Below are 21,336 nucleotides of genomic sequence, written 5' to 3'. Positions count from 1 at the left end.
TAAGGACATTCAACGGAGATAGATGACATGCACAGCGCCATACCCCCAGCCTTGCTTGCCCTGTCCACCAGCCTGCTCTCAAGCCTGGTATTCGGCACCCCCGTTTCAACCGGCCCGTACAGCATGGAGCAGAGTCACCCGGCGATAGTTCAATCACACGACGACGCCAGCATCACCCGCGCGCTGGAGTCACGCCTAGCCTGGCAGGGTAACACGCGAGGCATCCAGATAAGGGTCAGCTGCAACAAAGGCGTCGTAACGCTGAGCGGCACCGTGCTCAACAACAACGACTTCCGCGTCGCCACCGAGACCGCCCTGCACACTCCCGGAGTGCGAAGCGTTGATACCAGCTCCCTGCGTATCGGCAGCGCGCAACCGGTGAACAACCGAGCCCCCCTGCCAGCGGCGTTGGTCGCCAAGGGCCGTCTGAGTCTGTAAATCCGCACGCCACGACCCTGCCAGAGGAAATCAACATGAGCACACCACACAAATCCGCGATCTATTTTCATATAATCGAAACAACCCAGGCAGGCGCACTGGACGCCGGACCGCTTCAAGCCATCAGTGTCAACACACCAAGGAGATCCCCCATGTACAACTGGGCTATCACCTTCACCATCATCGCTCTATCCGCAGCGGTATTTGCCTTCGGCGGCTTTGATCAGGACTACGCCAGTGCCGCCAAGTTGCTGGTCCCCGTATTCCTGGGCCTGGCGGCTGTCAGCATCCTGCTGGGCAAGCGCGGCAGGCAGCGGGAACGCTAGTGCCTGGAGACGATCCACCACGGCAGCCGCTGATCACCCGCCTGCCAGCCGAACAACTGCCGTTGGTAAACCGCCTTTACCGGCAATACCAGCGCGGCATGAAAGCGCGCGGCGACCAGCACGTGTGGGTCGCCAGGAACCCGCAGATCACTGCCAGTCTATGCCTTCAGCCAATCGAACAGTGCTGGTGGCTAACCGGTTTGCTGGTCGCTCCCGGTGAACGTGGCAAGCGCCTGGCCAGCCAACTGCTGCAAACCGTCAGAGCGCACTATCAGAACGACATATGGCTGTTCTGCAATCCGGCCCTTGCGCCGCTCTACTCCCTCAATGGTTTCCAGTCCAGCGACATGGCGCCAGCGCCGCTGCGCGACCGTCTGGCCCGCTATCAACGCAGCAAATCGCTTATCGCCATGGTGAATCCGGGCCGGTAAACCCCTTTCCTGAAAAGCTGGCACAGTGATTGCCACAGAATGCGACACAATGGCAAAACACCCGCACCAATAACGCGCACCGCCTCTATCCCGCCTCATCGACAACTGATCAAACTTTCACCAAACCAACCCCAAGCAATTGATTTAAGAAGAAAATTATTTTTTGGCAAGCAAAATGCTATAGGACCTATGCCAACGCACTTAAATCAAAAACCTACGGGGTAATACGTGATGATGAAGAAACTCGCAGTTGCCGTTGCTACCGCCAGCACACTGTCTTTTGCCAACATGGCTCACGCTGAAGAATTCGATACCGCCATTGGCAAAATTGACTCCAGCATGACCGTCACGCTGGCTACCGATTACATCTGGCGTGGTCAGTCTCAAACTGACGGCGCCGGCGCGATCCAGGGCAGCCTGGACTTCGCACACGAAAGCGGCCTGTACATCGGCGCCTGGGCATCCAACATCGACGGCGACGACTTTGGCGGCTCCAGCGTTGAGATCGACTATTACGCCGGTTACGGCGGAAACATCACCGACGACATCAGCTACGACCTGCAGTGGGCTACCTACACGTACCCGAAAAACAGCTCCATCGACGTTGAAGAAGCCCTGGCCAGCCTGAGCCTGTATGGCTTCACCGTCGGCGCCAAGTACGCCTACGATCCGTCCAGCGCGCTGTACACCTACGTCGGTTACGACTTCGCCCTGCCTTACGACATCGGCCTGGGCCTGCACTACGGCCTGACTGACACCAAAGACCCGCTGGATGGCGTTGATGGTGACGAGAAGTACGCTGACTGGGCCGTTACCCTGGGTAAAACCGCACTGGGTCTGGACTGGGCTGTCATGTACAGCGACACCGACCTGGGTAGCGACTGCGCCTACTCCGATTCCGACTCTTGCGATGCCAACGTCACCCTGTCGGTTTCCAAGTCGCTGTAAGAGCACCATCTGAAAACGGGCGCCCTGCTCCGGGGTTCCCGTCAGCTAACGCAGTACCTTGCGCCGGTTCGCAGCCTGTTCCACGGCAGGCATGCAAACCGGCTCTTTTTTGCCTGAATCACAAGCACAAAAAAACCGGCCCATGGCCGGTTTTTCCTTCCCTGTGCAATCAGGCGCGCGGCAGAGTTACACCGCGCTGGCCCTGGTACTTGCCACCGCGGTCGCGGTAGGACACTTCGCAGGGCTCGTCCGATTCAAAGAACAGCATCTGCGCCACACCTTCGTTGGCATAGATCTTCGCCGGCAGGTTGGTGGTGTTGGAGAACTCCAACGTCACGTGACCTTCCCATTCCGGTTCCAGCGGCGTGACGTTGACGATGATGCCGCAACGCGCGTAGGTACTCTTGCCCAGGCAGATGGTCAGCACATTGCGCGGAATACGGAAGTACTCGACAGTACGCGCCAGCGCGAAGGAGTTCGGCGGAATAATGCAGACATCGCTCTGGATATCGACGAAGCTCTTGTCATCAAAGTTCTTCGGATCAACCACAGCCGAGTGGATGTTGGTGAACACCTTGAACTCATTGGCACAGCGGACATCGTAGCCATAGCTCGATACACCGTAGGAAATCACCCGATCGCCTTCCGCACCGCGTATCTGGCGCTCGACAAAGGGCTCGATCATCCCGTGTTCCTGGGACATGGTACGGATCCAACGGTCGGATTTGATGCTCATGGCGTGTCCTGAAATAGGCGGTGCGAAAAAAGACTCTGCATGTTACCGGGTTATACCCGCCGACAAAAGTCCGGAGATTCAGTCGTCGCTGATACTGATTTCCGGCATCTGTGCGGCGTTCGCCAACTCGACGATACGTGCGGCAGCATGGCGTGCCATATCCTGGTAGACCATGCTGATCTGGCACTCCGGTTCGGCAATGACAGTCGGCTTGCCGCCATCGGCCTGCTCACGAATCATCATCGACAACGGCATCGAACCCAACAACTCCACGCCATAGTCCGCCGCCAACCGCTCGCCACCGCCCTCGCCGAACAGGTGCTCGGCATGACCGCAGTTGGAGCAGATGTGAATGGCCATATTCTCGACCACACCCAGCACCGGAATATTAACCTTCTCGAACATGCCGATGCCCTTACGGGCGTCGAGCAGCGCCAGGTCCTGCGGGGTGGTGACGATCACCGCGCCGGTCACCGGTACCTTCTGCGCCAGCGTCAGCTGGATATCTCCGGTACCCGGCGGCATGTCGACTACCAGATAGTCCAGCTCATCCCAGGCGGTCTGGGTCAGCAGCTGCATCAGCGCGCCCGACACCATCGGCCCGCGCCATACCACCGGCGTGTTGTCGTCAACCAGAAACGCCATCGACATCACTTGCAGGCCATGCGCGCGCGGCGGCACAAACCACTTGCCATCGTGCACCTCCGGACGGGTCCCTTCCGGTAGCCCCAGCATCAGCCCCATGCTCGGACCATAGATGTCGGCATCCAGCACGCCCACCTTGGCACCTTCGCGCGCCAGCGCCAGCGCCAGGTTGGCTGCGGTCGTAGACTTGCCGACACCGCCCTTGCCAGAGGCAACAGCGATGATGTTCTTGACCTTCTCCAGCGCCGGCACCTGACCCTGCACGTTGCCAGCCTGAACGTCACAGCGCACGCTGACCTTCGCTGCAGTCACGCCGTCAATACTCTCGACCGCCATCTGCATCATTTGGGCGATACCACCGATCAAACTACCCGCGGCATAACCCAGCACCAGCTCGGCCTCGACCCGACCACCATCAATATCCAGCCGGCGCAAACACCCGGCGCTCAGCAAGTCGGTGCGAAGGTAAGGATCCTGATATTGAGCGAGGGCCTGCTCAACAGCGGCGCGATCAAGCGTAGTCATGGCGATATCCCGGAAGGACTGGAGGAAACAGGCCGCTATGCTACTGGCTCATCTGTCACGATGAAAGGGTACAGGGCCAAACGCAACGCGGCCCGACCGGTTTCCCGGACGGGCCGCGCATCACTGCCGATTGCTCAGGCAGCGTCTTTCAATGGCTCTTCTGCGGCAGAATCGGCTTCACTCTGAGCCGGTTGCTCGGCTTCTTTGCCCGCCGAGGCAGCCTCGACCTGCTCAATCAAGGTGTTCATCAGACGGGTACCCCGCTCGCCCACCATCTCGGCAAACACATCGCGCACCGGCAAACTGCGCTCGCGAAATACCTCGCGCTCCTCGGGCGTCAGGTAAACCAGTTCGATGTCACTGTTCTCGGTGATGATGTCCAGGCGTTCGGTGTTCAGCCGCGTCTGCACTTCATGAATCCACGGCACCAGCTCAACGACCGCATCATCAATGATGTCCTTGCGCTCTTCGGTCAGGCCGTCATACCAGTCGCTGTTGGCCATGAAGGTGGCGATAAACTGCGCCTGATTGGCAAAGATCAGATAGTCCTGAACCTTGTAGAAGTCCATCTCCTGATGGGCAAATACGGGCTGGATATTGCCGTCCAGTTGGCCCAGCTGCATGCCACTGAACAACTCACCGTATTCCATGGTAGTCGGATCGGCACCGTAGGCGCTGTAAGTCTCGCGCAGCAGGCGGTTGTCCATGGTGCGGATAGCCATACCGTCGAAATCAGCCGGTGACCTGACAGCCTTATTGGCACTCCAGACCTGCCAGCCCTCAGGGACAATGGCCAGCGGCTGCAAGCCGCGGTCACGATAGGAGGCAACCAGATCGTCGTTTTTGCGGAACTCGGGAGCGTTGAGAATTTCCGTGTTGGTCTTTTCGTCATCGGTCAGCACAAAGTTCAGGCTGAACAGCTGCGACTCGGGCACCGTGCCGCCGAGAAAGCCGGAGCCGAAAGCAAACTGGACCGCGCCAGACTGAACCTGATCATAGATGTCGGTCAAACCACCGAGCTGACCGTAGGGGTAAAGTTTGACCTCAACCGCCCCGCCGGTTTTCTGTTTGATCAGCTCTGCAAACTTGGCCCCGTACTCATACTGCACGCTGCCCTCAATCTCTTCCAGAGCGAAACCCCAGGTTTCGGTTTCCACTTCTTCCACTTGGGCAATAGTGCTCTGCTCCGGTGCCGCCGTGCTGCTGTCACCAGCAACAGGTTCTTCCTCGGAACCGCAGGCAGCCAGCAAGACAGCAGCCGCTGCAAGACATCCATTACGCAAATTCATGGAACACTCCTTTTCAATTGTTCTGGATTCCTGTCAGACCCTAACACAGCAAACGCACATGTTCACGTCGTGCAAAGACGATTCATATGCGCTAAGGTCAAAAAAGGAGAGCAAATTCACCATCTGAATCGAATGTGACCAATACGTCCATTTGCACACAGAAGTCGGCGCCTAACTCCCGGAGTTAGCCTTTTCGGTCACAATTTGACCGTTAGCGCCGCGAAAAGGAACAAACCGATGTCCCGACCTGCCGACAGCTCGGCAAACCGTCGTCCCGCTTCCGCTGTACTGCGCCTGCTCGAGGGCGTTGACCGCCTGACCGAATGGCTGGAAAAGGGCATTCTTGGCGCCAGCGTACTGTTTCTGGCGGGCCTGCTGATCATCCACGTACTGGGCCGCCAGTTGCTCGGCAACGGCGTCACCGGCCAGGTGGAACTGACCCAGATGAGCCTGGTTATCATGACCTTCGCCGGCCTTGGTTACGCCGTCCGCCGGGCTCGCCATATCAGCATGTCGGCTTTCTTCGACCAGCTCAGCGGTCTGCCGCGCAAGGTAATGCTGATCATCATTAGTCTCGGCACCGCGGCGCTGATGTTCTACCTGGCCTGGTATGCCGGCGAATACGTAGCCACCATGGCAGAACGGGGTCGAACCTCATCGGCCTTGCAAATCCCGTTGTGGATTCCCTATCTCGCCGCGCCTATCGGCCTGGCCTTGGCCGGTATCCAGTTTTGCCTGACCGCCGTACGCAACCTCACCTCACGCGATACCTATCGCTCCTTCACCGAGAAAGACGAGTATCTGGCCGCGCCCGACGACGGCACTCTCTGAACCGCACCGACACGGACCTCCCATGCTGACCCTAACCCTGATAACCATGATCACGCTGCTGGCCCTGGGTTTTCCGATGATGGTGCCGTTGCTGGTCGCGGCACTGATGCTGCTGTTTTTGGTGATCGGGCTGGGCAATGTCGAACTGCTGATGGGGCAGATGATTAGCGGCGTCCAATCCTGGGCGCTCGCCGCCGTCCCGCTGTTCATCTTCGCCGCCGATCTCATGACCCGAGGGCACACCGCGAATCGCTTGCTGGACCTGGTTCAGAGCTTTGTCGGCCACCTGCGCGGCGGGCTACCAATCACCACCGCAGCCAGCTGTACCCTGTTCGGCGCGGTCTCCGGCTCCACCCAGGCTACGGTCGTCGCGATGGGTGGGCCAATGCGGCCGAAACTGCTGGAAAAGGGCTACTCCGATACCTTCACCCTGGCACTGATCATCAATGCCAGCGACATCGCGCTGCTGATCCCGCCGAGTATCGGCATGATCATCTACGGCGTTATCTCTGGCTCCTCGATCGGCGACCTGTTTATCGCCGGGATCATTCCGGGCCTGCTGATTCTGCTGCTGTTTTCCATCTACTGCTGGATTGCCTCAATTCGCATGGGTATCGCCCCGGAGCCGCGCAGCGACTGGGCGACCCGACTGACCGCACTAAAGAAAGCGTTGCTGCCGCTGGGCTTTCCTCTGGTGGTGGTTGGCGGCATCTATGGCGGCATCTTCAGCCCGACCGAGGCAGCGGCCATCGCTGTGCTGTATGCACTGGTGTTGGAGGTCGTGGTGTTGCGTGCGGTCAAGCTGACCGAGCTGTGGGACGTCGCGCTTTCCACCGGGCTGATTACTGCTGTGGTTTTCATTCTGGTCGCAGCCGGCAACGCCTTTACCTACGCCATTTCCTTCGCCGGGATTCCCCAGGCCATCCTGGAACCGGTGATTGCCAGCATTGGCGACAGCCCCACTCTGGTACTCGGGCTGATTGCGATTTCATTCTTCATCGGTTGCATGTTTGTCGACCCGATTGTGGTGATCCTGATCCTGACCCCGCTGTTCAAGCCCGCCGTGGAAGCCGCCGGCCTCGACCCGGTGCATGTGGGTGTCATTGTCACCCTGCAAGCCGCCATCGGCTCCGCAACCCCGCCGTTCGGCTGCGATATCTTCACCGCCATGGCGATCTTCCGCCGTCCCTACTTTGAGGTTATTCGCGGAACGCCTCCTTTTATTCTCATTCTGTTGCTGGCAACCGCTCTGCTGGTGCTATTTCCACAGCTGTCGCTGTGGCTGCCTTCGCTGGCCAAATAGGCCGCAAAGAAATATGTCGCTAACAATGGCATAAATGCCCTATCGCAAATGGGAAACGGCGCCGATATGCTGGCAAGCAGACAGCAGGGAAGCGCGTAAAAAACCACTGCGAAAGCCTTCCTTGTCACTGCCGAGATAACAACTAATACCAGGCAGCCACGGAGGCCGCATGATATCCGAACAACAAAGCAACGCCCTTGCGGACACCCCCGCATCCAGCTTAACCAGCGGACGTCTGACCCTCAGCGGCCTGCTTGCGTGCGAAGCTTTTTTCTTTGCTGCGGTCCTTGCCAGCACGTCTGGCGTGCTGTTCTGGGTCGCAGCGGCGATGATCCTGCCGACCTTGGCATTTACCTGGCAGGGGCTGGCGCGCCAGCGCAGCAGCAGCGGCCTTGCCCAACTCTTTACCCGCATCAACAGCAGCCAAATCGACCTTCGGCTCAACCCCCAGCAGCTCGAACAGGACGACGCCAGCCAAACCTTTGCGCAGCTGAATAATCGCCTGCGCGGCGTGATTATCGAGCTGCAGCACAACAGCCTGGCCACCGCCCTCGCCTCGGCCAATAGCCGGCTACTGTCAGAGCAGGCGGCGCGGGACGCCCAGGTCCAGCAACAACTGTCCGAATTGATCTTCCAGGCCAGCGAGCAGACCACCAGCGCATTGCAGGATATTTCCCACCGAGCCAGTGGCGTCACCGAAGTGAACGCACGCAACCTCGACGTCGCCCGCGAGTCGCGCGTGCAGATGAATGACGCGCGTACGCAGATGCAGCGCATCGGCGACGTCATGAGTGGCTTCAAGGACAACGTCAGCGCACTGAATACCACATCCAGCCGTATTCGCGAGATCCTGACCACCGTGCAGGACTTTTCCGCACAGACCAACATGCTCGCGCTCAACGCTGCCATTGAGGCGGCGCGTGCCGGAGAGCAAGGCCGCGGCTTTGCCGTTGTTGCCGACGAGGTCCGTAACCTGTCAATCAAGGTAGGCAGCGCGGCTGACCAGATCAGTCAGCTTATGGAAGAGATGTCCAGCGCCATGGCCGGCGCTGACCAGCAAACCCAGGGCATGCAGGAACAGGCGGCATCAGCAGGCGTCGCGGTCAGCAGCGCCGCCGATCAGTTCGACGCCATGGTCGACGACTTCCAGCGCGCCAACGATGACCTGCTGGTGGTCAGCAGCGCGCTGGAAGAGCTGACCGCTACGAATGCCGAGACGCTCAAGCATGGGGGTGAAATTCGCGATTTGAGTATCACCATCAGCCAGCATATGGAGTCCAGCCTCAGCCAGGCCGACTCGTTGCGTGACAACACCAACCTGACGCTGCGCTCGCTGGCCGGGTTCCGGCTCGGTGAAGGCCATATGGAGGCGGTAACCGAACTGTTGATGGCGCGCCGGCACGAAATCGAATCGCAGCTGGATCAGATTGCAGCAACAGGCGTTGATCTGTTCGATCAGAACTACTCCCCCATCCCAAACACCAATCCTCCGAAACACGACGTGCGCTGGGCAGATGCCTTCATCGAGCGCATTCGGCCACTGCTGGATGAGTGGGACAAGGGCGGCAAGGACGGCATTGTCTATATGGCCGCCGTGAACGAAAAAGGCTACCTGCCGACCAGTCGCAGCGCCTCGTCACAGCCGCCTACCGGAGACCCGCGCATCGACGCCGCACGCAGCAACTACAAGCGCTTTGCTGTCGCCAGCGAGAGCGACCTGCGGGTGATGAGCAGTTGCACCTATCTGAACCTGGGGACCTTCGTGCTACCCGGCACCAGCACCGTGATTTTCGTGCTTTACGTTCCCTTGTTCGTCAAGGGCCGCCGCTGGGGCACCATGTCAGCTGCGGTAATGCCGGCAGCGCTTGGCGTGTAACCTTGCCAGCAAGCCTCAGGAGCAGACGCAGTGGGACGGCGACCCGGCCGCGCCTCAAATGCCGCGCATAAACCCGGCCGCCACCTCGGCGGCCTCCGTTATCAGCCCTTGCTGGGTCAACCCGCTGGCCTTGAGCGGCTTGAAGTCGTGCTCACCGCTTTGCAGCCAGTGCAAACGCAACGCGGGGTCCAGCGCATAGCCAGCCACCTCATCCGGCTTGCCAAACGGGTCGCGGGTACCCTGCACTATCAACCCGCGGCAACCCAGCTCCTGCAGATGATCAATACGGGTGCGCTCCGGCTTGCCCGGCGGATGAAATGGATAGCCGAAACACACAAAGCCACTGGCGCCGATCTCGGCAGCCAGCATGCTGGCGACCCGCCCGCCCATCGACTTGCCTCCGACATAGAAAGGAGCATCAATCCGACCCGCCTGATCACGAAACGCAGACTGCAGCACCGGCATCGGATTCGGTGGACGCTTGCGCCCGGTTTCCCGCCGCTCGGCCATATAAGGAAACTCGAAGCGCAGCACCCGCACGTGACGCGCAGCCAGCGCCGCCGCGAGCAAATCCATGAACGGGCTATCCATCGGGGCGCCCGCGCCATGAGCCAGCAACAGCTGTGCTAACGGAGCGCCAGTTGGTTCATCAACAAGAAATGAAACGCTCATACCTTCCTTTTATATGTATGCACTGAAACAGTGCGACACCTTGTCACACACTGGCGGCACCTGCCAGCTTCACTTCTCGGCAATAGCTGGCTAGGCTCAAGAGCGAGGCACGGTCTGCCGCCAATGGCAGAACTGCGCAGCGCCCTGTGCGAGTCATTCGGGGGCATACGGCAGCCAGCAAAGAGCAGCTGGGTGCCGGTTTTAGCTACCGCAACCGACCAGCCCAGAGGCTCTGCAAGGCACCGCAGCACTGACCTATGTCATTGCAATGAGCACGGGCTTTCCTCATACTTGCCAACGCTTTAATACCCATAAACCAACTGCTATCCGTGGAATCTCGCATGAGCACAGCTACCACTCCGACAGCCTATAACTATAAGGTGGTACGCCAGTTCGCCGTCATGACGGTGGTCTGGGGTATCGTGGGCATGGCCATGGGCGTCTTCATTGCGTCCCAACTGGTCTGGCCCGAACTGAATTTTGGCTTGCCGTGGACTACCTTCGGACGTTTGCGTCCGTTGCACACTAACGCGGTCATCTTCGCCTTCGGCGGATGTGCCCTGTTTGCCACTTCCTACTACGTGGTACAACGTACCTCGCAGGCCCGCCTGGTCTCTGATGGCCTGGCAGCCTTTACGTTCTGGGGCTGGCAAACAGTCATCGTGCTCGCCGCCGTTACCTTGCCGATGGGTCTGACCTCCACCAAGGAATACGCCGAGCTGGAATGGCCGATCGACATCCTGATTGCTGTCGTCTGGGTCAGCTATGCTCTGGTGTTCTTTGGCACCATCATGAAGCGCAAGATGAAGCACATCTATGTAGGTAACTGGTTCTTCGGTGGTTTTATCATCACCGTTGCCGTCCTGCACATCGTCAACAGCATGGCGATTCCGGTCAGCCTGACCAAATCGTACTCGCTGTATGCCGGTGCAACCGACGCCATGGTTCAGTGGTGGTACGGCCACAACGCGGTTGGTTTCTTCCTGACTGCCGGCTTCCTGGGCATGATGTACTACTTCGTTCCCAAGCAGGCAGAGCGTCCGATCTACTCGTATCGCCTGTCCATCGTGCACTTCTGGGCGCTGATCGCGATCTACATCTGGGCCGGTCCGCACCACCTGCACTACACCGCTCTGCCTGACTGGGCTCAGTCCCTGGGCATGGTCATGTCCCTGATTCTGCTGGCACCCTCCTGGGGCGGTATGATCAACGGCATGATGACCCTGTCCGGCGCCTGGCACAAACTGCGCACCGACCCGATCCTGCGCTTCCTGGTTGTGGCTTTGGCGTTCTACGGCATGTCCACCTTTGAAGGCCCGATGATGGCCATCAAAACCGTCAACGCGCTGTCGCACTACACCGACTGGACCATTGGTCACGTACACGCCGGTGCACTGGGTTGGGTTGCCATGATCTCCATTGGCTCGCTGTATCACCTGATCCCGAAAGTGTTCGGCCGTGAAGCCATGTACAGCACCGCGCTGATCAACACCCACTTCTGGCTGGCGACCATCGGTACCGTACTGTACATCGTCTCCATGTGGGTCAACGGCATCACCCAGGGTCTGATGTGGCGCGCAGTGAACGTAGACGGCACACCGACTTACTCCTTCGTTGAAGCACTGGAAGCAAGCCACTACGGCTTCATCGTCCGCGCAATCGGCGGTGCCTTCTTCCTGATTGGCATGCTGCTGATGGCCTACAACGTATGGCGTACCGTGCGCCACAGCAAAGCGGCCAACCTCGAAGCCGCCGCACAGACTGCCTGAGGGACGCGTTAATGAAACTGCATGAAACAGTAGAAAAAAACCTTGGTCTGATGGTCGTCCTGATCGTCATTGCGATCAGCTTCGGCGGCCTGGTGCAGATCGTCCCGCTGTTCTTCCAGCCGGAAACCACCGAACCGGTTGAGGGCCTGCGCCCTTACACCGCGGTTGAACTGGAAGGTCGCGACATCTACATCCGTGAAGGCTGCGTTGGCTGCCACTCGCAGATGATCCGTCCGTTCCGTGCCGAGACCGAGCGTTATGGTCATTACTCTGTTGCCGGTGAAAGCGTCTGGGAACACCCCTTCCTGTGGGGCTCCAAGCGTACCGGTCCGGACCTGGCTCGTGTCGGCGGTCGTTACTCCGACGACTGGCACCGCGCTCACCTGATCAAACCTCAGGATGTAGTGCCGGAATCCAAAATGCCTGCATTCCCCTGGCTTCAGGAAGGCGTACTTGATGGCAAGTACACCGCCAAGAAGATGGAAGTGCTGCGCAGCATGGGTGTTCCCTATACCGACGAAGACATCGCCGGTGCCAAGGAAGCCGTTCAGGGTGTATCCGAAATGGATGCTCTGATCGCCTACCTGCAGCACCTCGGCACTGTCCTGTCGGATCGGTAAGCCACCATGGATAACAGCACTCTCCAGGGTCTCGGCACCGTCTTCGCCATGGTGGCCTTCATCGGCGTCGTGATTTGGGCCTACAGCTCATACAAGAAGAAGGACTTCGACGAAGCCGCTCAGCTGCCGTTTGCCGACGACGACGTGCAAGAGACCTCGGACGAGCAGCACAAAGATGCTAGGAGTAACAAGCAATGACTAATTTCTGGAGCGGGTACATTGTCATTCTGACCCTGACCTGCCTTGGCCTGATCCTCTGGCTGCTGCTGGCCACCCGCAAAACCCAGCGTCCCGGCCCGACTAACGAGACCCTGGGCCACAGCTTTGACGGTATTGAGGAGTACGATAACCCCCTGCCCCGCTGGTGGTTCATGCTCTTCATCCTGACCATGGTCTTCTCTGCGGTCTATCTGTTCCTGTTCCCAGGCCTGGGCAAATGGCCGGGCTACCTGAACTGGACTCAGGTTGGCCAGTACGAGGCTGAAGTTGCCAGAGCTGAAGAGCGCTTTGCGCCGATCTTTGCCAAATACACGGCCATGCCGGTAGAAGACGTCGCGAAAATCCCGGAAGCGGTTGCCATCGGCCAACGTCTGTTTGCCACCAACTGCTCGGTCTGCCACGGCTCTGACGCCCGCGGCGCGTTCGGCTTCCCGAACCTGACCGACAACGACTGGCTGTATGGCGGTGACCCGGAGACCATCAAGACTACCCTGCGTGGCGGCCGTCAGGCTGCGATGCCGGCCTGGCTGGCGGTCATCGGCGAAGATGGTGTCCGCAATGTCGCTGGCTACGTCCGCAGCCTGTCTGGTCTGGAAACCGAAGGTGTCGACCTGGCAGCAGGCAAGACTATCTACACCAACACCTGTGCGGTCTGCCACGGCCCCGAGGGCAAGGGCAACCAGCAACTGGGGGCGCCGAACCTGAGCGACGACATCTGGCTGTACGGTTCCAGCAACCTGCAAGTCCAGCAGACTATCCGCTACGGTCGTAACGGTCACATGCCGAGTCAGGCACACCTGGGCGAGGACAAGATTCACATGCTCGCCTCCTACGTTTACAGCCTGTCCCACAAAGACGCGCAGTAACACGCAGGGTGTTCTGACAGTAAAACGGGGAGACTAGGTCTCCCCGTTTTACTTTATGACCTAGGTCAATAGACCCTGCACGCGACTACCGGTCGCATTGTTCTACTGGCCCAAGAGGTCTATTTTCTGTACTGAAGGCAAAGTCTGTCCCTACGTGAGGCCAGTCTGCCTAGCCATCCTACCTGCCTGATAGGGTTAGCCTGACCATGAGCAAGATCCCTCTCGAAGATGTGACTCCCAAGGTCGAAACCATCGACCTGTATGCCAAACGCAACAAGATTCAGACCCGCTCCTACAAGGGCCTGTTCAAGAACATTCGGCTGCTTGGTGTAGCCTTCCTGTTTCTGCTTTACTTCGGCACCGTCTGGCTGCCGTGGGGCGACCGCCAGGCCGTGCTGTGGGACTTGCCAGCGCGCCAGTTCCATATCTTCAGCGCAACCTTCCAGCCGGAAGACTTCTTCCTGCTGTCGTTTCTACTGATCATCTGCGCCTTCGGCCTGTTTTTTATTACCGTGTTCGCTGGCCGCGTTTGGTGCGGCTATACCTGCCCGCAGACCGTGTGGACCTGGATTTTCATGTGGGCCGAGCGCGTAACCGAAGGTGAGCGCAACGCCAGACTCAAGCTCGACAACGCCCCCATGAGCGCCAACAAGCTCCTGCGCAAGGCGGCCAAGCACAGCATCTGGCTGGCGGTATCACTGATCACCGCGATTACCTTCGTCGGCTATTTCACGCCTATTCGCGGGCTGTTCGTCGACATCTTCACCCTGCAGATCGCCGGCTGGGCACTGTTCTGGGTATTTTTCTTTACCGCCGCGACCTACATCAACGCTGGCTGGCTGCGTGAGCAAGTGTGCATCTACATGTGCCCCTACGCCCGCTTCCAGAGCGTCATGTTTGATGCCGACACCCTGATCGTTTCCTACGACACCAAACGCGGTGAGCCACGCGGCGCACGCAAGAAAGGGGTCGATCCGGCAGAAGTTGGCAAGGGTGACTGCATCGATTGCCAGGTCTGTGTCCAGGTCTGCCCTACCGGCATCGACATTCGTGAAGGCCTGCAGTACGAGTGCATCGGCTGTGCTGCCTGCGTCGACGCCTGTGATGAAATCATGGACAAGATGGAATACCCGCGCGGCTTGATTCGCTATACCACCGAGCACGCACTTGAAGGCAAGCACACCCATTGGCTGCGCCCTCGCCTGATCGGTTACGGTACCGCTCTGGTGGCCATGATCTGCCTGTTCATCATCACTGTGGGCAACCTCAGCCAGGTGTCGCTGGATATTGAACGCGACCGCAACGTTCTGTATCGAGAAACCAGTGCTGGTGATGTCGAGAACGTGTACATTGTCAAAGTTTTCAACAAGGCACAGACCGAGCGAACCTATCAGATCGAAGTGGCTGGGCATCCGGGCCTGAAACTGGAACTGCCCGACAACCGTCTCACCGTAGCCCCTAGCCACAAGCTGGAGCTGCCTCTGAACGTGCAGATGGATCCGGCCGAGCTGGGTGGTGCGACCAACATCCCGATCACCTTCAAAGTGACCGCAACTGATGATGAGGACGTGCGCGCCGAAGCCGAAAGCCGCTTTATGGCACCGCAGGTTCGCTGATGACCACAGGACCAAGCATGACGCAGCACCTCAACTCAACCTCACCCTGGTATAAGCAGTTCTGGGCATGGTTTGTTATTGCCATCCTTGGTTTTGCGGTGCTCATTGGTATTGGCCTGCTGATGGTCGCGACCCTCAATCCTGACAGTCTGGTTCGCGACAATTACTACAGTGAAGGCAAGGCCATCAACATGTACCTGGACCAGGACCACAATGCCAGCAGGCTGGGCATTGTGGCTGGCTTCAGTATTGACGATGTGACCGGCGATATCAGCCTGCAGCTCGGTGGCGAGCTGCAGGCGCTGCCAAGCAGTCTCAAACTCGATCTGATCTCGCCGACCCACGCCTCCCGCGACCGCAGCATCGTGTTGCGCCAGATTCAGGGCAACACCTACACCGGCCAGCTGGAAAACCGTATCGAAGGGCGTCGTTACATCGAACTGGGTGACCCGGACAACTCAGGCGACGATGGATGGCGCCTGACCGGTGAACTGCATCTGGCCAAGGGAAAGCAATACCAGCTGACTGCAAAGTAAGGCATGTCCCACCCCACCCCCTGCTACCACTGCGGCGAGCCGGTTCCCACCGGCGCGCCCTGGCACGTTACCGTGTTCGGCGAATCGCGGCCGATGTGCTGCCCCGGCTGTCAGGCAGTGGCCGAAGCCATCTGCAGCGCGGGTCTCGAATCCTACTACCGTCACCGTACCGAAACCTCGGCCAACCCCGAGGCCATGCCACGTGCATTGCAGGAAGAACTGGAGCTGTACGATCGGGACGACGTACAGCAGCGCTTCACCCGACGTGAAGGTGAAGAGCAACAGGCCATACTGCTGGTCGAAGGCATCAGCTGTGCAGCCTGCGGCTGGCTAATCGAACGCCACCTGCGTGCCCAGCCCGGGGTCAGTGACGCTGCCCTGAACATGGGCAACCAACGCCTCACCCTGCGCTGGCAAGAGGACCAGACCCGGCTGTCGACGCTGCTCAAAACGCTGCGCAAAATTGGCTACGCTGCCCACCCCTACGAGCCGGACAAGGCCTCGGAGCAGATCGCTGCCGAGAACCGTCGTTACCTGCGTCGTCTGGGACTGGCAGGCCTGCTGTTTATGCAGGTAATGATGGCGACCATGGCTCTGTCCGAGGAATTCAACCAGGACGTCACCGAACGCATGGCCGACCTGCTGCGCTGGGCCAGCCTGCTGATGACCACACCCGTGGTGTTTTACAGCTGTGCGCCCTTCTTCCAGGGTGCCTGGCGCGACCTGCGCAACCGGCGCCTTAGCATGGACGTTTCTGTCTCGCTGGCGATTGGCGGTGCCTATCTGGCCGGTATCTACGCCACCCTGATCGGTAGCGGCGAGGTCTACTTCGACTCGGTCACCATGTTTGCCCTGTTCCTGCTTGCCGGGCGCTACCTTGAGCGGCGGGCTCGACAGCGTACGGTCGAAAGCACCGCCAAACTGGTCAACCTGCTGCCGCCCAGCGCCGTGCGCATAGATGCCGACGGCAACAGCCAGCGCATCATGTTGGATGAGCTGCGCTGCGGTGACGTGGTGGAAGTCAAACCGGGGGAAAGCATCCCCGCCGACGGCACCATCATCAGCGGCCAAAGCAGCCTTGATGAGTCCGCGCTGTCCGGCGAGTACCTGCCGATCGCCAAAGCAGCCGGCGATACCGTCACCGCCGGCACACTCAATGTGGAAGGCCCGCTGCGCCTGCGCATCGAGGCGCTGGGCGAGGAGACGCGGCTGTCCGCTATCGTTCGTCTGCTGGAACGTGCCCAGTCCGACAAACCGCGACTCGGCCGTCTGGCTGATGACGTTGCCCAGTACTTCCTGCTGGCCGTGCTGCTCGCCGCCGTGGTGGTCGGCAGCGCATGGTGGTGGGCGGCCGATCTGCACACGGCTTTCTGGATCGTTCTGGCGATGCTGGTTGCCACCTGCCCCTGCGCGCTGTCACTGGCCACGCCCACCGCGCTGACCACCGCCACCGGTAGCCTGCACAAGCTGGGGCTGCTGATCACCCGCGGCCACGTGCTCGAAGGGCTGCCACAGATCCAGACGGTCATTCTGGATAAGACCGGCACCCTGACCGAAGGCCGCATGACACTCGAGCAGGTGCTGCCCTTGGCCGGGGTCAATGCGGATCAGGCCCTGCGCTGGGCGCAGATGCTCGAAAGCCACTCAGAGCACCCCATCGCCCGCGCATTCGGCCGCAGCAGCGCCCAGGCACAGCAATGCAACAACGTGCCCGGCCAGGGGCTGGAAGGCAAATGCGACGGCCAGATGCTACGCATCGGCAAGCCCGATTTCGCCATGGCGCTGTCCGGCCAGGCTGAACCCGAGCGCCCTGCTGGAGACGGCCAATGGCTGCTGCTCGCCGGCGAACAGGGACCGCTGTGCTGGTTTGCTCTCAATGACCGGCTGCGCAGCGACGCTGGCGAGCTGATTGACGGACTGCGCGCCCGCGGCCTGAAAATCGTCCTGCTGTCCGGCGACCATCAACGGGTCGTCGATCGCGTCGCCCGCACGCTTGGCATCAAGCTGGCCATCGGCAACGCCAGCCCGGACGACAAGCTGGCCTTCATCCAGGCGCGCCAGGCCGCCGGAGAAAAGGTGATGATGCTCGGTGATGGCGTCAACGATGTCCCGGTACTGGCCAGTGCCGATATCTCGGTAGCCATGGGCAACGCATCTGATCTGGCCAAGACCAACGCCGACGCAGTGCTGCTCGGCAGCCATCTGAGCGCCCTGCTGCAGGCCATGACCATTGCCCGCAAGACCCGAGCGATCATGATTGAGAACCTCGGCTGGGCTACCCTGTATAATCTCGTCGTGCTGCCGCTGGCCGCATTCGGTCTGGTTACCCCAGCGCTCGCCGCCCTCGGCATGTCACTCAGCTCGCTGCTGGTCGTACTCAACGCCCTGCGACTGACTCGCGTCGGCCATCCCGCCAGCAGCCAAGCCGCCAGCCATCTACCGGAGGCAAGCGCATGACCGTTCTTTACATCCTGGTGCCCATTGCCATCGTGCTGGTAATTATCGCTATCTGGGTCTTCAACTGGGCGGTTAACAATGGTCAGTACGACGACCTCGACAGCCCGGCTCACAGTATTCTGTTCGATGATGACGACCCGGCCCACCTCGCCGCTCAGAAGCGCGAAGACAACGCCGAGCATGACGACAGCGATCAAACAAAATGAGTGAACTACTTGTTGCCCAGCTACTGACCGCGCTGGCTCTGGGCCTGCTCGGTGGCGGGCACTGCATTGGCATGTGCGGCGGACTGATGGGCGCCCTGACCATGGCCATCCCACCGGAGCAACGCCGTGGCTGGCCGCTCTGGCGTCTGCTGCTGGCCTATAACGCCGGCCGCATCGCCAGTTACACCCTCGCCGGTGCGCTGATTGGCAGCCTGGGCTGGGCACTGCATGGCGCCGGACTGGACGTACTGCTGCGCGGCATCGCAGGCCTGATGATGATCGCCATGGGCCTGTATCTGGCCAACTGGTGGTCCGGCCTGACCCGGATCGAAGGGGTCGGGCGCGGCCTGTGGCGCCATATCGAACCGCACGCCCGTCGCCTGCTGCCGGTACAGCGCCCGCGTCAGGCACTGCTACTGGGTGCACTCTGGGGCTGGCTGCCGTGCGGTCTGGTCTACAGTACATTGATCTGGAGCAGCAGCCACGGCGATGCCGTGACATCAGCGTTGTTGATGTTGGCGTTTGGCCTCGGTACGCTGCCGACGCTGCTCGCCACAGGCGCCGCTGCCGAGCGCCTGACCACACTGTTGCGGCGCCGCAGCCTGCGCGTCAGCGCTGCGCTACTGGTTATTCTGTTCGGCATCTGGACACTGCCCGGTCCACACCAGAAATGGTTGATGCAGCACCTGAGCCTGCCGTCGCAATCGCACCAGTCACACCCGTGAAAACCTGTTGCAACACTCCCGGGCGTGGCAGCTCTGCCTCGCATGTTGTACGCTTTGCTCATTGACACACGGAGCCGTCACCGTCATGACCGATGCAATCAAACTCAAAGCGCTTCCTGAAGCGCACTGCAAGGACTGCAGCCTCGCGGCCATGTGCCTGCCGTTGGCACTACAGGATCAAGAGCTCGACACCCTGGACAGTATCGTCAAGCGTGGCCGCCCACTGCGCAAGGGGGAAGTGCTGTTTCGTCAGGGCGACTCCTTTGACTCGCTTTATGCACTGCGCGCAGGCACAGTCAAGACCTTCACCGTGGACGATGCAGGGATCGAGCAGATCACCGGCTTCCATCTGGCCAGCGAGCTGATCGGCCTGTCCGGCATGGACGGTGAGCGCCAGCCAGTCACCGCTGTCGCACTGGAAACCACTTCGGTATGCGAGATTCCCTTCGAGCGCCTGGACGACCTCACCGCCACCATGCCGACGCTGCGCCGTCAGGTCATGCGCTTGATGAGCCGGGAAATCCGCGATGATCAGCAGATGATGATGCTACTGTCGAAGAAGACCGCCGACGAGCGTATCGCCACTCTGCTGATCAACCTGTCGGCGCGTTTCCGTGCTCGTGGCTATTCGGCCCTCTCGTTCCGTCTGGCAATGTCACGCAACGACATCGGCAACTACCTTGGCCTGGCGGTCGAGACCGTGTCTCGCGTCTTTACCCGCTTCCAGCAGCAGGGACTGATTGCCGCCGACGGCAAGGAAGTACAGATTCTCGACCACGGCGAGTTGTGTGCGGTGGCCGGCGGCCAACTCGACTGACCTTCAGGACCCAGCGATGATCTTTGACGAATACGCCATCAAGTCCCTGATCCGACCAGTGCCCGGCTTTCCCAAGGAAGGCGTAACCTTTCGCGACATCACGCCACTGTTCCAGTCACCCAAAGGGCTGCGCATGGTGGCGGACAGCCTGATCCAGCGCTATATCGACAGCCCGGTGACCCACATCGGCGCGATCGATGCCCGCGGTTTTCTGATTGGCTCGATTCTCGCCTACGAACTGAACCGTCCGCTGGTGCTGTTCCGCAAGGCCGGCAAGCTGCCTGCTGATACCATCAGCGCCGGTTACGCCACCGAATACGGCGAAGCCACCCTGCAAATGCACCGTGACGCTCTCACCGGTGGCGAGCAGGTGCTGCTGCTGGATGACCTGATCGCTACCGGCGGTACCTTCCTCGCTGCAGCCAGTCTGGTTCGTCAATGCGGCGCCGATGTCTATGAGGCCGCCGCTATCATCGACCTGCCGGACCTCGGCGGTTCTCAGGTCATGCAAGACAGCGGCATTCCGACCTACACACTCTGCGCATTTGCAGAGAACGAGCACTGAGGCCCGCCCCGCGGGCCGTTATCTCCTCTCCCGAAGAGCACCATGAACACAACCCTGGAACTCAACGCGCACTGGCGCGAGCGTCTTGCCGCCTGGCTGGAACGCCCCCGTTTTCAATACTTCATCACCGCGCTGATCCTGATCAACGCGGTCATTCTCGGACTGGAAACGGCGCCCTCGGTGATGCAACGCTGGGGCGGCATGCTACGACTGCTCGATCACCTGATCCTCGGCTGTTTCGTCATCGAGATCGGCCTGCGTTTCATCGCCCACGGCTGGCGCCTGCTGCGCGACCCTTGGGGTCTGTTCGACACCCTGGTGATTGCCATCGCGCTGGTACCGGCCAGCGGACCGTTGGCGGTGCTGCGTGCCCTGCGGGTATTGCGGGTGCTGCGGCTGATTTCCATCGTGCCGAGCATGAAGGTGGTGGTGCAATCGCTGCTATCGTCGCTGCCCGGCATGGGTAGCATCGTCGCGCTGCTGGGGCTGATCTTCTACGTCGCCGCAGTCATTGCCACGCAACTGTTTGGCGAAGCATTTCCCGAATGGTTCGGCACCCTAGGCGATAGCCTGTACACCCTGTTCCAAGTCATGACCCTGGAGAGCTGGTCGATGGGCATCGTGCGGCCGGTAATGGAGGAATTTCCCTACGCCTGGCTGTACTTCATTCCCTTCATCCTGATCGCTACCTTCATGATGCTGAACCTGTTCATTGCTGTCATCGTCGATGCAATCCAGCACCAACGTGAGGCCAACACTGCCGCCGATGCGGCGGCCGAACCGGCCAGCCCACAGGCACTGCTCAGTGAGCTGCAGGCCTTGCGCAGCGAGCTGCAGGAACTGCGCAAACAGCTGCCCCCACGCGACTGAGTCACCCCCTTGCATGCCCGGGGTGGTACTCACTGCGGGCTTTGCATATC

23 protein-coding genes are annotated in these 21,336 nt (G+C 60.2%); 19 read left to right on the top strand and 4 right to left on the bottom strand.

What is annotated here, in order from left to right; translation table 11 throughout:
- The first annotated feature begins 27 nt into the window (after positions 1 to 27).
- The 4 genes from ACKPCU_RS09545 to ACKPCU_RS09530 all read left to right on the top strand — a co-directional run bounded on the left by ACKPCU_RS09545 (position 28) and on the right by ACKPCU_RS09530 (position 2,143).
- Positions 28 to 438 carry a BON domain-containing protein gene (locus ACKPCU_RS09545; RefSeq protein WP_321346182.1) on the top strand — a complete coding sequence of 137 codons (411 nt, stop codon included), beginning with the start codon at positions 28 to 30 and terminating at the stop codon, positions 436 to 438.
- Between the two features lie 152 nt (positions 439 to 590).
- Positions 591 to 764 carry a DUF1328 domain-containing protein gene (locus tag ACKPCU_RS09540; protein WP_104738269.1) on the top strand — a complete coding sequence of 58 codons (174 nt, stop codon included), beginning with the start codon at positions 591 to 593 and terminating at the stop codon, positions 762 to 764.
- On the top strand, positions 764 to 1,195 hold the full coding sequence (locus ACKPCU_RS09535) for a GNAT family N-acetyltransferase (RefSeq protein ID WP_321346180.1): 432 nt from the start codon (positions 764 to 766) through the stop codon (positions 1,193 to 1,195). The genes ACKPCU_RS09540 and ACKPCU_RS09535 overlap by 1 nt, the downstream gene beginning before the upstream one ends.
- Before the next feature lie 231 nt (positions 1,196 to 1,426).
- A complete protein-coding gene (locus ACKPCU_RS09530) occupies positions 1,427 to 2,143 on the top strand; it encodes a TorF family putative porin (protein ID WP_104738267.1) in 717 nt (238 codons plus the stop codon).
- Positions 2,144 to 2,312: 169 nt separating this feature from the next.
- On the opposite strand, the gene dcd is transcribed toward ACKPCU_RS09530, so the two are convergent.
- The 3 genes from dcd to ACKPCU_RS09515 form a co-directional block, all read right to left on the bottom strand.
- Positions 2,313 to 2,879, bottom strand: a complete 567-nt coding sequence (gene dcd, locus ACKPCU_RS09525) for a dCTP deaminase (RefSeq protein ID WP_104738266.1) — start codon at positions 2,877 to 2,879, stop codon at positions 2,313 to 2,315.
- 78 nt (positions 2,880 to 2,957) lie between these two features.
- Complete coding sequence (gene apbC / locus ACKPCU_RS09520; protein WP_321351702.1) at positions 2,958 to 4,049, bottom strand: iron-sulfur cluster carrier protein ApbC; 1,092 nt, start codon at positions 4,047 to 4,049, stop codon at positions 2,958 to 2,960.
- A 134-nt stretch (positions 4,050 to 4,183) separates the two neighbouring features.
- Complete coding sequence (locus ACKPCU_RS09515; protein WP_104738264.1) at positions 4,184 to 5,338, bottom strand: TRAP transporter substrate-binding protein; 1,155 nt, start codon at positions 5,336 to 5,338, stop codon at positions 4,184 to 4,186.
- A gap of 237 nt (positions 5,339 to 5,575) precedes the next feature.
- On the opposite strand from ACKPCU_RS09515, the gene ACKPCU_RS09510 reads away from it, so the two are divergent.
- The 3 genes from ACKPCU_RS09510 (at position 5,576) to ACKPCU_RS09500 (ending at position 9,348) form a co-directional block, all read left to right on the top strand.
- Entirely contained in the window at positions 5,576 to 6,169 is a 594-nt protein-coding gene (locus ACKPCU_RS09510) for a TRAP transporter small permease (protein WP_321351699.1), read from the top strand.
- 22 nt (positions 6,170 to 6,191) lie between these two features.
- Positions 6,192 to 7,472 (top strand): TRAP transporter large permease, encoded by a 1,281-nt coding sequence (locus ACKPCU_RS09505; protein ID WP_104738262.1) that lies wholly within the window; start codon positions 6,192 to 6,194, stop codon positions 7,470 to 7,472.
- Between the two features lie 169 nt (positions 7,473 to 7,641).
- The gene (locus tag ACKPCU_RS09500; RefSeq protein ID WP_321351696.1) at positions 7,642 to 9,348 is read left to right on the top strand and encodes a methyl-accepting chemotaxis protein; all 1,707 of its coding nucleotides are present in this window, start codon (positions 7,642 to 7,644) and stop codon (positions 9,346 to 9,348) included.
- 54 nt (positions 9,349 to 9,402) lie between these two features.
- On the opposite strand, the gene ACKPCU_RS09495 is transcribed toward ACKPCU_RS09500, so the two are convergent.
- On the bottom strand, positions 9,403 to 10,020 hold the full coding sequence (locus ACKPCU_RS09495) for an alpha/beta fold hydrolase (protein WP_321351695.1): 618 nt from the start codon (positions 10,018 to 10,020) through the stop codon (positions 9,403 to 9,405).
- A 341-nt stretch (positions 10,021 to 10,361) separates the two neighbouring features.
- On the opposite strand from ACKPCU_RS09495, the gene ccoN reads away from it, so the two are divergent.
- The 12 genes from ccoN to ACKPCU_RS09435 all read left to right on the top strand — a co-directional run bounded on the left by ccoN (position 10,362) and on the right by ACKPCU_RS09435 (position 21,286).
- Positions 10,362 to 11,789 (top strand): cytochrome-c oxidase, cbb3-type subunit I, encoded by a 1,428-nt coding sequence (gene ccoN, locus ACKPCU_RS09490; RefSeq protein WP_321351694.1) that lies wholly within the window; start codon positions 10,362 to 10,364, stop codon positions 11,787 to 11,789.
- Positions 11,790 to 11,800: 11 nt separating this feature from the next.
- Positions 11,801 to 12,409, top strand: a complete 609-nt coding sequence (ccoO, locus tag ACKPCU_RS09485) for a cytochrome-c oxidase, cbb3-type subunit II (protein WP_321351693.1) — start codon at positions 11,801 to 11,803, stop codon at positions 12,407 to 12,409.
- A 6-nt stretch (positions 12,410 to 12,415) separates the two neighbouring features.
- Positions 12,416 to 12,607, top strand: coding sequence for a cbb3-type cytochrome oxidase subunit 3 (locus ACKPCU_RS09480; protein WP_104738257.1), 192 nt, complete (start codon positions 12,416 to 12,418; stop codon positions 12,605 to 12,607).
- Positions 12,604 to 13,494, top strand: a complete 891-nt coding sequence (gene ccoP / locus ACKPCU_RS09475) for a cytochrome-c oxidase, cbb3-type subunit III (protein WP_321351690.1) — start codon at positions 12,604 to 12,606, stop codon at positions 13,492 to 13,494. The genes ACKPCU_RS09480 and ccoP overlap by 4 nt, the downstream gene beginning before the upstream one ends.
- Before the next feature lie 206 nt (positions 13,495 to 13,700).
- A complete protein-coding gene (ccoG, locus tag ACKPCU_RS09470; RefSeq protein WP_321351688.1) occupies positions 13,701 to 15,110 on the top strand; it encodes a cytochrome c oxidase accessory protein CcoG in 1,410 nt (469 codons plus the stop codon).
- 17 nt (positions 15,111 to 15,127) lie between these two features.
- Positions 15,128 to 15,646, top strand: a complete 519-nt coding sequence (locus ACKPCU_RS09465; protein ID WP_321351686.1) for a FixH family protein — start codon at positions 15,128 to 15,130, stop codon at positions 15,644 to 15,646.
- A gap of 3 nt (positions 15,647 to 15,649) precedes the next feature.
- Positions 15,650 to 18,103, top strand: coding sequence for a heavy metal translocating P-type ATPase (locus ACKPCU_RS09460; RefSeq protein ID WP_321351684.1), 2,454 nt, complete (start codon positions 15,650 to 15,652; stop codon positions 18,101 to 18,103).
- Positions 18,100 to 18,309: a cbb3-type cytochrome oxidase assembly protein CcoS gene (ccoS, locus tag ACKPCU_RS09455; protein ID WP_321351682.1), complete on the top strand. Its 210-nt coding sequence runs from the start codon at positions 18,100 to 18,102 to the stop codon at positions 18,307 to 18,309. Before ACKPCU_RS09460 ends, ccoS begins: the two co-directional genes overlap by 4 nt.
- Positions 18,306 to 19,034, top strand: a complete 729-nt coding sequence (locus ACKPCU_RS09450; protein ID WP_321351680.1) for a sulfite exporter TauE/SafE family protein — start codon at positions 18,306 to 18,308, stop codon at positions 19,032 to 19,034. The genes ccoS and ACKPCU_RS09450 overlap by 4 nt, the downstream gene beginning before the upstream one ends.
- A gap of 85 nt (positions 19,035 to 19,119) precedes the next feature.
- On the top strand, positions 19,120 to 19,851 hold the full coding sequence (fnr, locus tag ACKPCU_RS09445; protein ID WP_321351678.1) for a fumarate/nitrate reduction transcriptional regulator Fnr: 732 nt from the start codon (positions 19,120 to 19,122) through the stop codon (positions 19,849 to 19,851).
- 16 nt (positions 19,852 to 19,867) lie between these two features.
- A complete protein-coding gene (locus tag ACKPCU_RS09440; protein WP_104738249.1) occupies positions 19,868 to 20,416 on the top strand; it encodes an adenine phosphoribosyltransferase in 549 nt (182 codons plus the stop codon).
- Positions 20,417 to 20,458: 42 nt separating this feature from the next.
- Entirely contained in the window at positions 20,459 to 21,286 is an 828-nt protein-coding gene (locus ACKPCU_RS09435; RefSeq protein ID WP_104738248.1) for an ion transporter, read from the top strand.
- Positions 21,287 to 21,336: the final 50 nt, after the last annotated feature.

Origin of the sequence: Halopseudomonas oceani, assembly GCF_963677335.1 — a bacterium.
Taxonomy (GTDB): Bacteria; Pseudomonadota; Gammaproteobacteria; order Pseudomonadales; family Pseudomonadaceae; genus Halopseudomonas; species Halopseudomonas oceani.
This window is presented reverse-complemented; position numbering and strand designations above follow the sequence as displayed.

Bases quoted from the DNA above. Each gene is read 5' to 3' on its own strand.
- ACKPCU_RS09545 (WP_321346182.1), top strand. From the start codon at position 28: ATGCACAGCGCCATACCCCCAGCCTTGCTTGCCCTGTCCACCAGCCTG.
- ACKPCU_RS09540 (WP_104738269.1), top strand. From the start codon at position 591: ATGTACAACTGGGCTATCACCTTCACCATCATCGCTCTATCCGCAGCG.
- ACKPCU_RS09530 (WP_104738267.1), top strand. From the start codon at position 1,427: ATGATGAAGAAACTCGCAGTTGCCGTTGCTACCGCCAGCACACTGTCT.
- dcd (WP_104738266.1), bottom strand. From the start codon at position 2,879: ATGAGCATCAAATCCGACCGTTGGATCCGTACCATGTCCCAGGAACAC.
- apbC (WP_321351702.1), bottom strand. From the start codon at position 4,049: ATGACTACGCTTGATCGCGCCGCTGTTGAGCAGGCCCTCGCTCAATAT.
- ACKPCU_RS09515 (WP_104738264.1), bottom strand. From the start codon at position 5,338: ATGAATTTGCGTAATGGATGTCTTGCAGCGGCTGCTGTCTTGCTGGCT.
- ACKPCU_RS09510 (WP_321351699.1), top strand. From the start codon at position 5,576: ATGTCCCGACCTGCCGACAGCTCGGCAAACCGTCGTCCCGCTTCCGCT.
- ACKPCU_RS09505 (WP_104738262.1), top strand. From the start codon at position 6,192: ATGCTGACCCTAACCCTGATAACCATGATCACGCTGCTGGCCCTGGGT.
- ACKPCU_RS09500 (WP_321351696.1), top strand. From the start codon at position 7,642: ATGATATCCGAACAACAAAGCAACGCCCTTGCGGACACCCCCGCATCC.
- ACKPCU_RS09495 (WP_321351695.1), bottom strand. From the start codon at position 10,020: ATGAGCGTTTCATTTCTTGTTGATGAACCAACTGGCGCTCCGTTAGCA.
- ccoN (WP_321351694.1), top strand. From the start codon at position 10,362: ATGAGCACAGCTACCACTCCGACAGCCTATAACTATAAGGTGGTACGC.
- ccoO (WP_321351693.1), top strand. From the start codon at position 11,801: ATGAAACTGCATGAAACAGTAGAAAAAAACCTTGGTCTGATGGTCGTC.
- ACKPCU_RS09480 (WP_104738257.1), top strand. From the start codon at position 12,416: ATGGATAACAGCACTCTCCAGGGTCTCGGCACCGTCTTCGCCATGGTG.
- ccoP (WP_321351690.1), top strand. From the start codon at position 12,604: ATGACTAATTTCTGGAGCGGGTACATTGTCATTCTGACCCTGACCTGC.
- ccoG (WP_321351688.1), top strand. From the start codon at position 13,701: ATGAGCAAGATCCCTCTCGAAGATGTGACTCCCAAGGTCGAAACCATC.
- ACKPCU_RS09465 (WP_321351686.1), top strand. From the start codon at position 15,128: ATGACGCAGCACCTCAACTCAACCTCACCCTGGTATAAGCAGTTCTGG.
- ACKPCU_RS09460 (WP_321351684.1), top strand. From the start codon at position 15,650: ATGTCCCACCCCACCCCCTGCTACCACTGCGGCGAGCCGGTTCCCACC.
- ccoS (WP_321351682.1), top strand. From the start codon at position 18,100: ATGACCGTTCTTTACATCCTGGTGCCCATTGCCATCGTGCTGGTAATT.
- ACKPCU_RS09450 (WP_321351680.1), top strand. From the start codon at position 18,306: ATGAGTGAACTACTTGTTGCCCAGCTACTGACCGCGCTGGCTCTGGGC.
- fnr (WP_321351678.1), top strand. From the start codon at position 19,120: ATGACCGATGCAATCAAACTCAAAGCGCTTCCTGAAGCGCACTGCAAG.
- ACKPCU_RS09440 (WP_104738249.1), top strand. From the start codon at position 19,868: ATGATCTTTGACGAATACGCCATCAAGTCCCTGATCCGACCAGTGCCC.
- ACKPCU_RS09435 (WP_104738248.1), top strand. From the start codon at position 20,459: ATGAACACAACCCTGGAACTCAACGCGCACTGGCGCGAGCGTCTTGCC.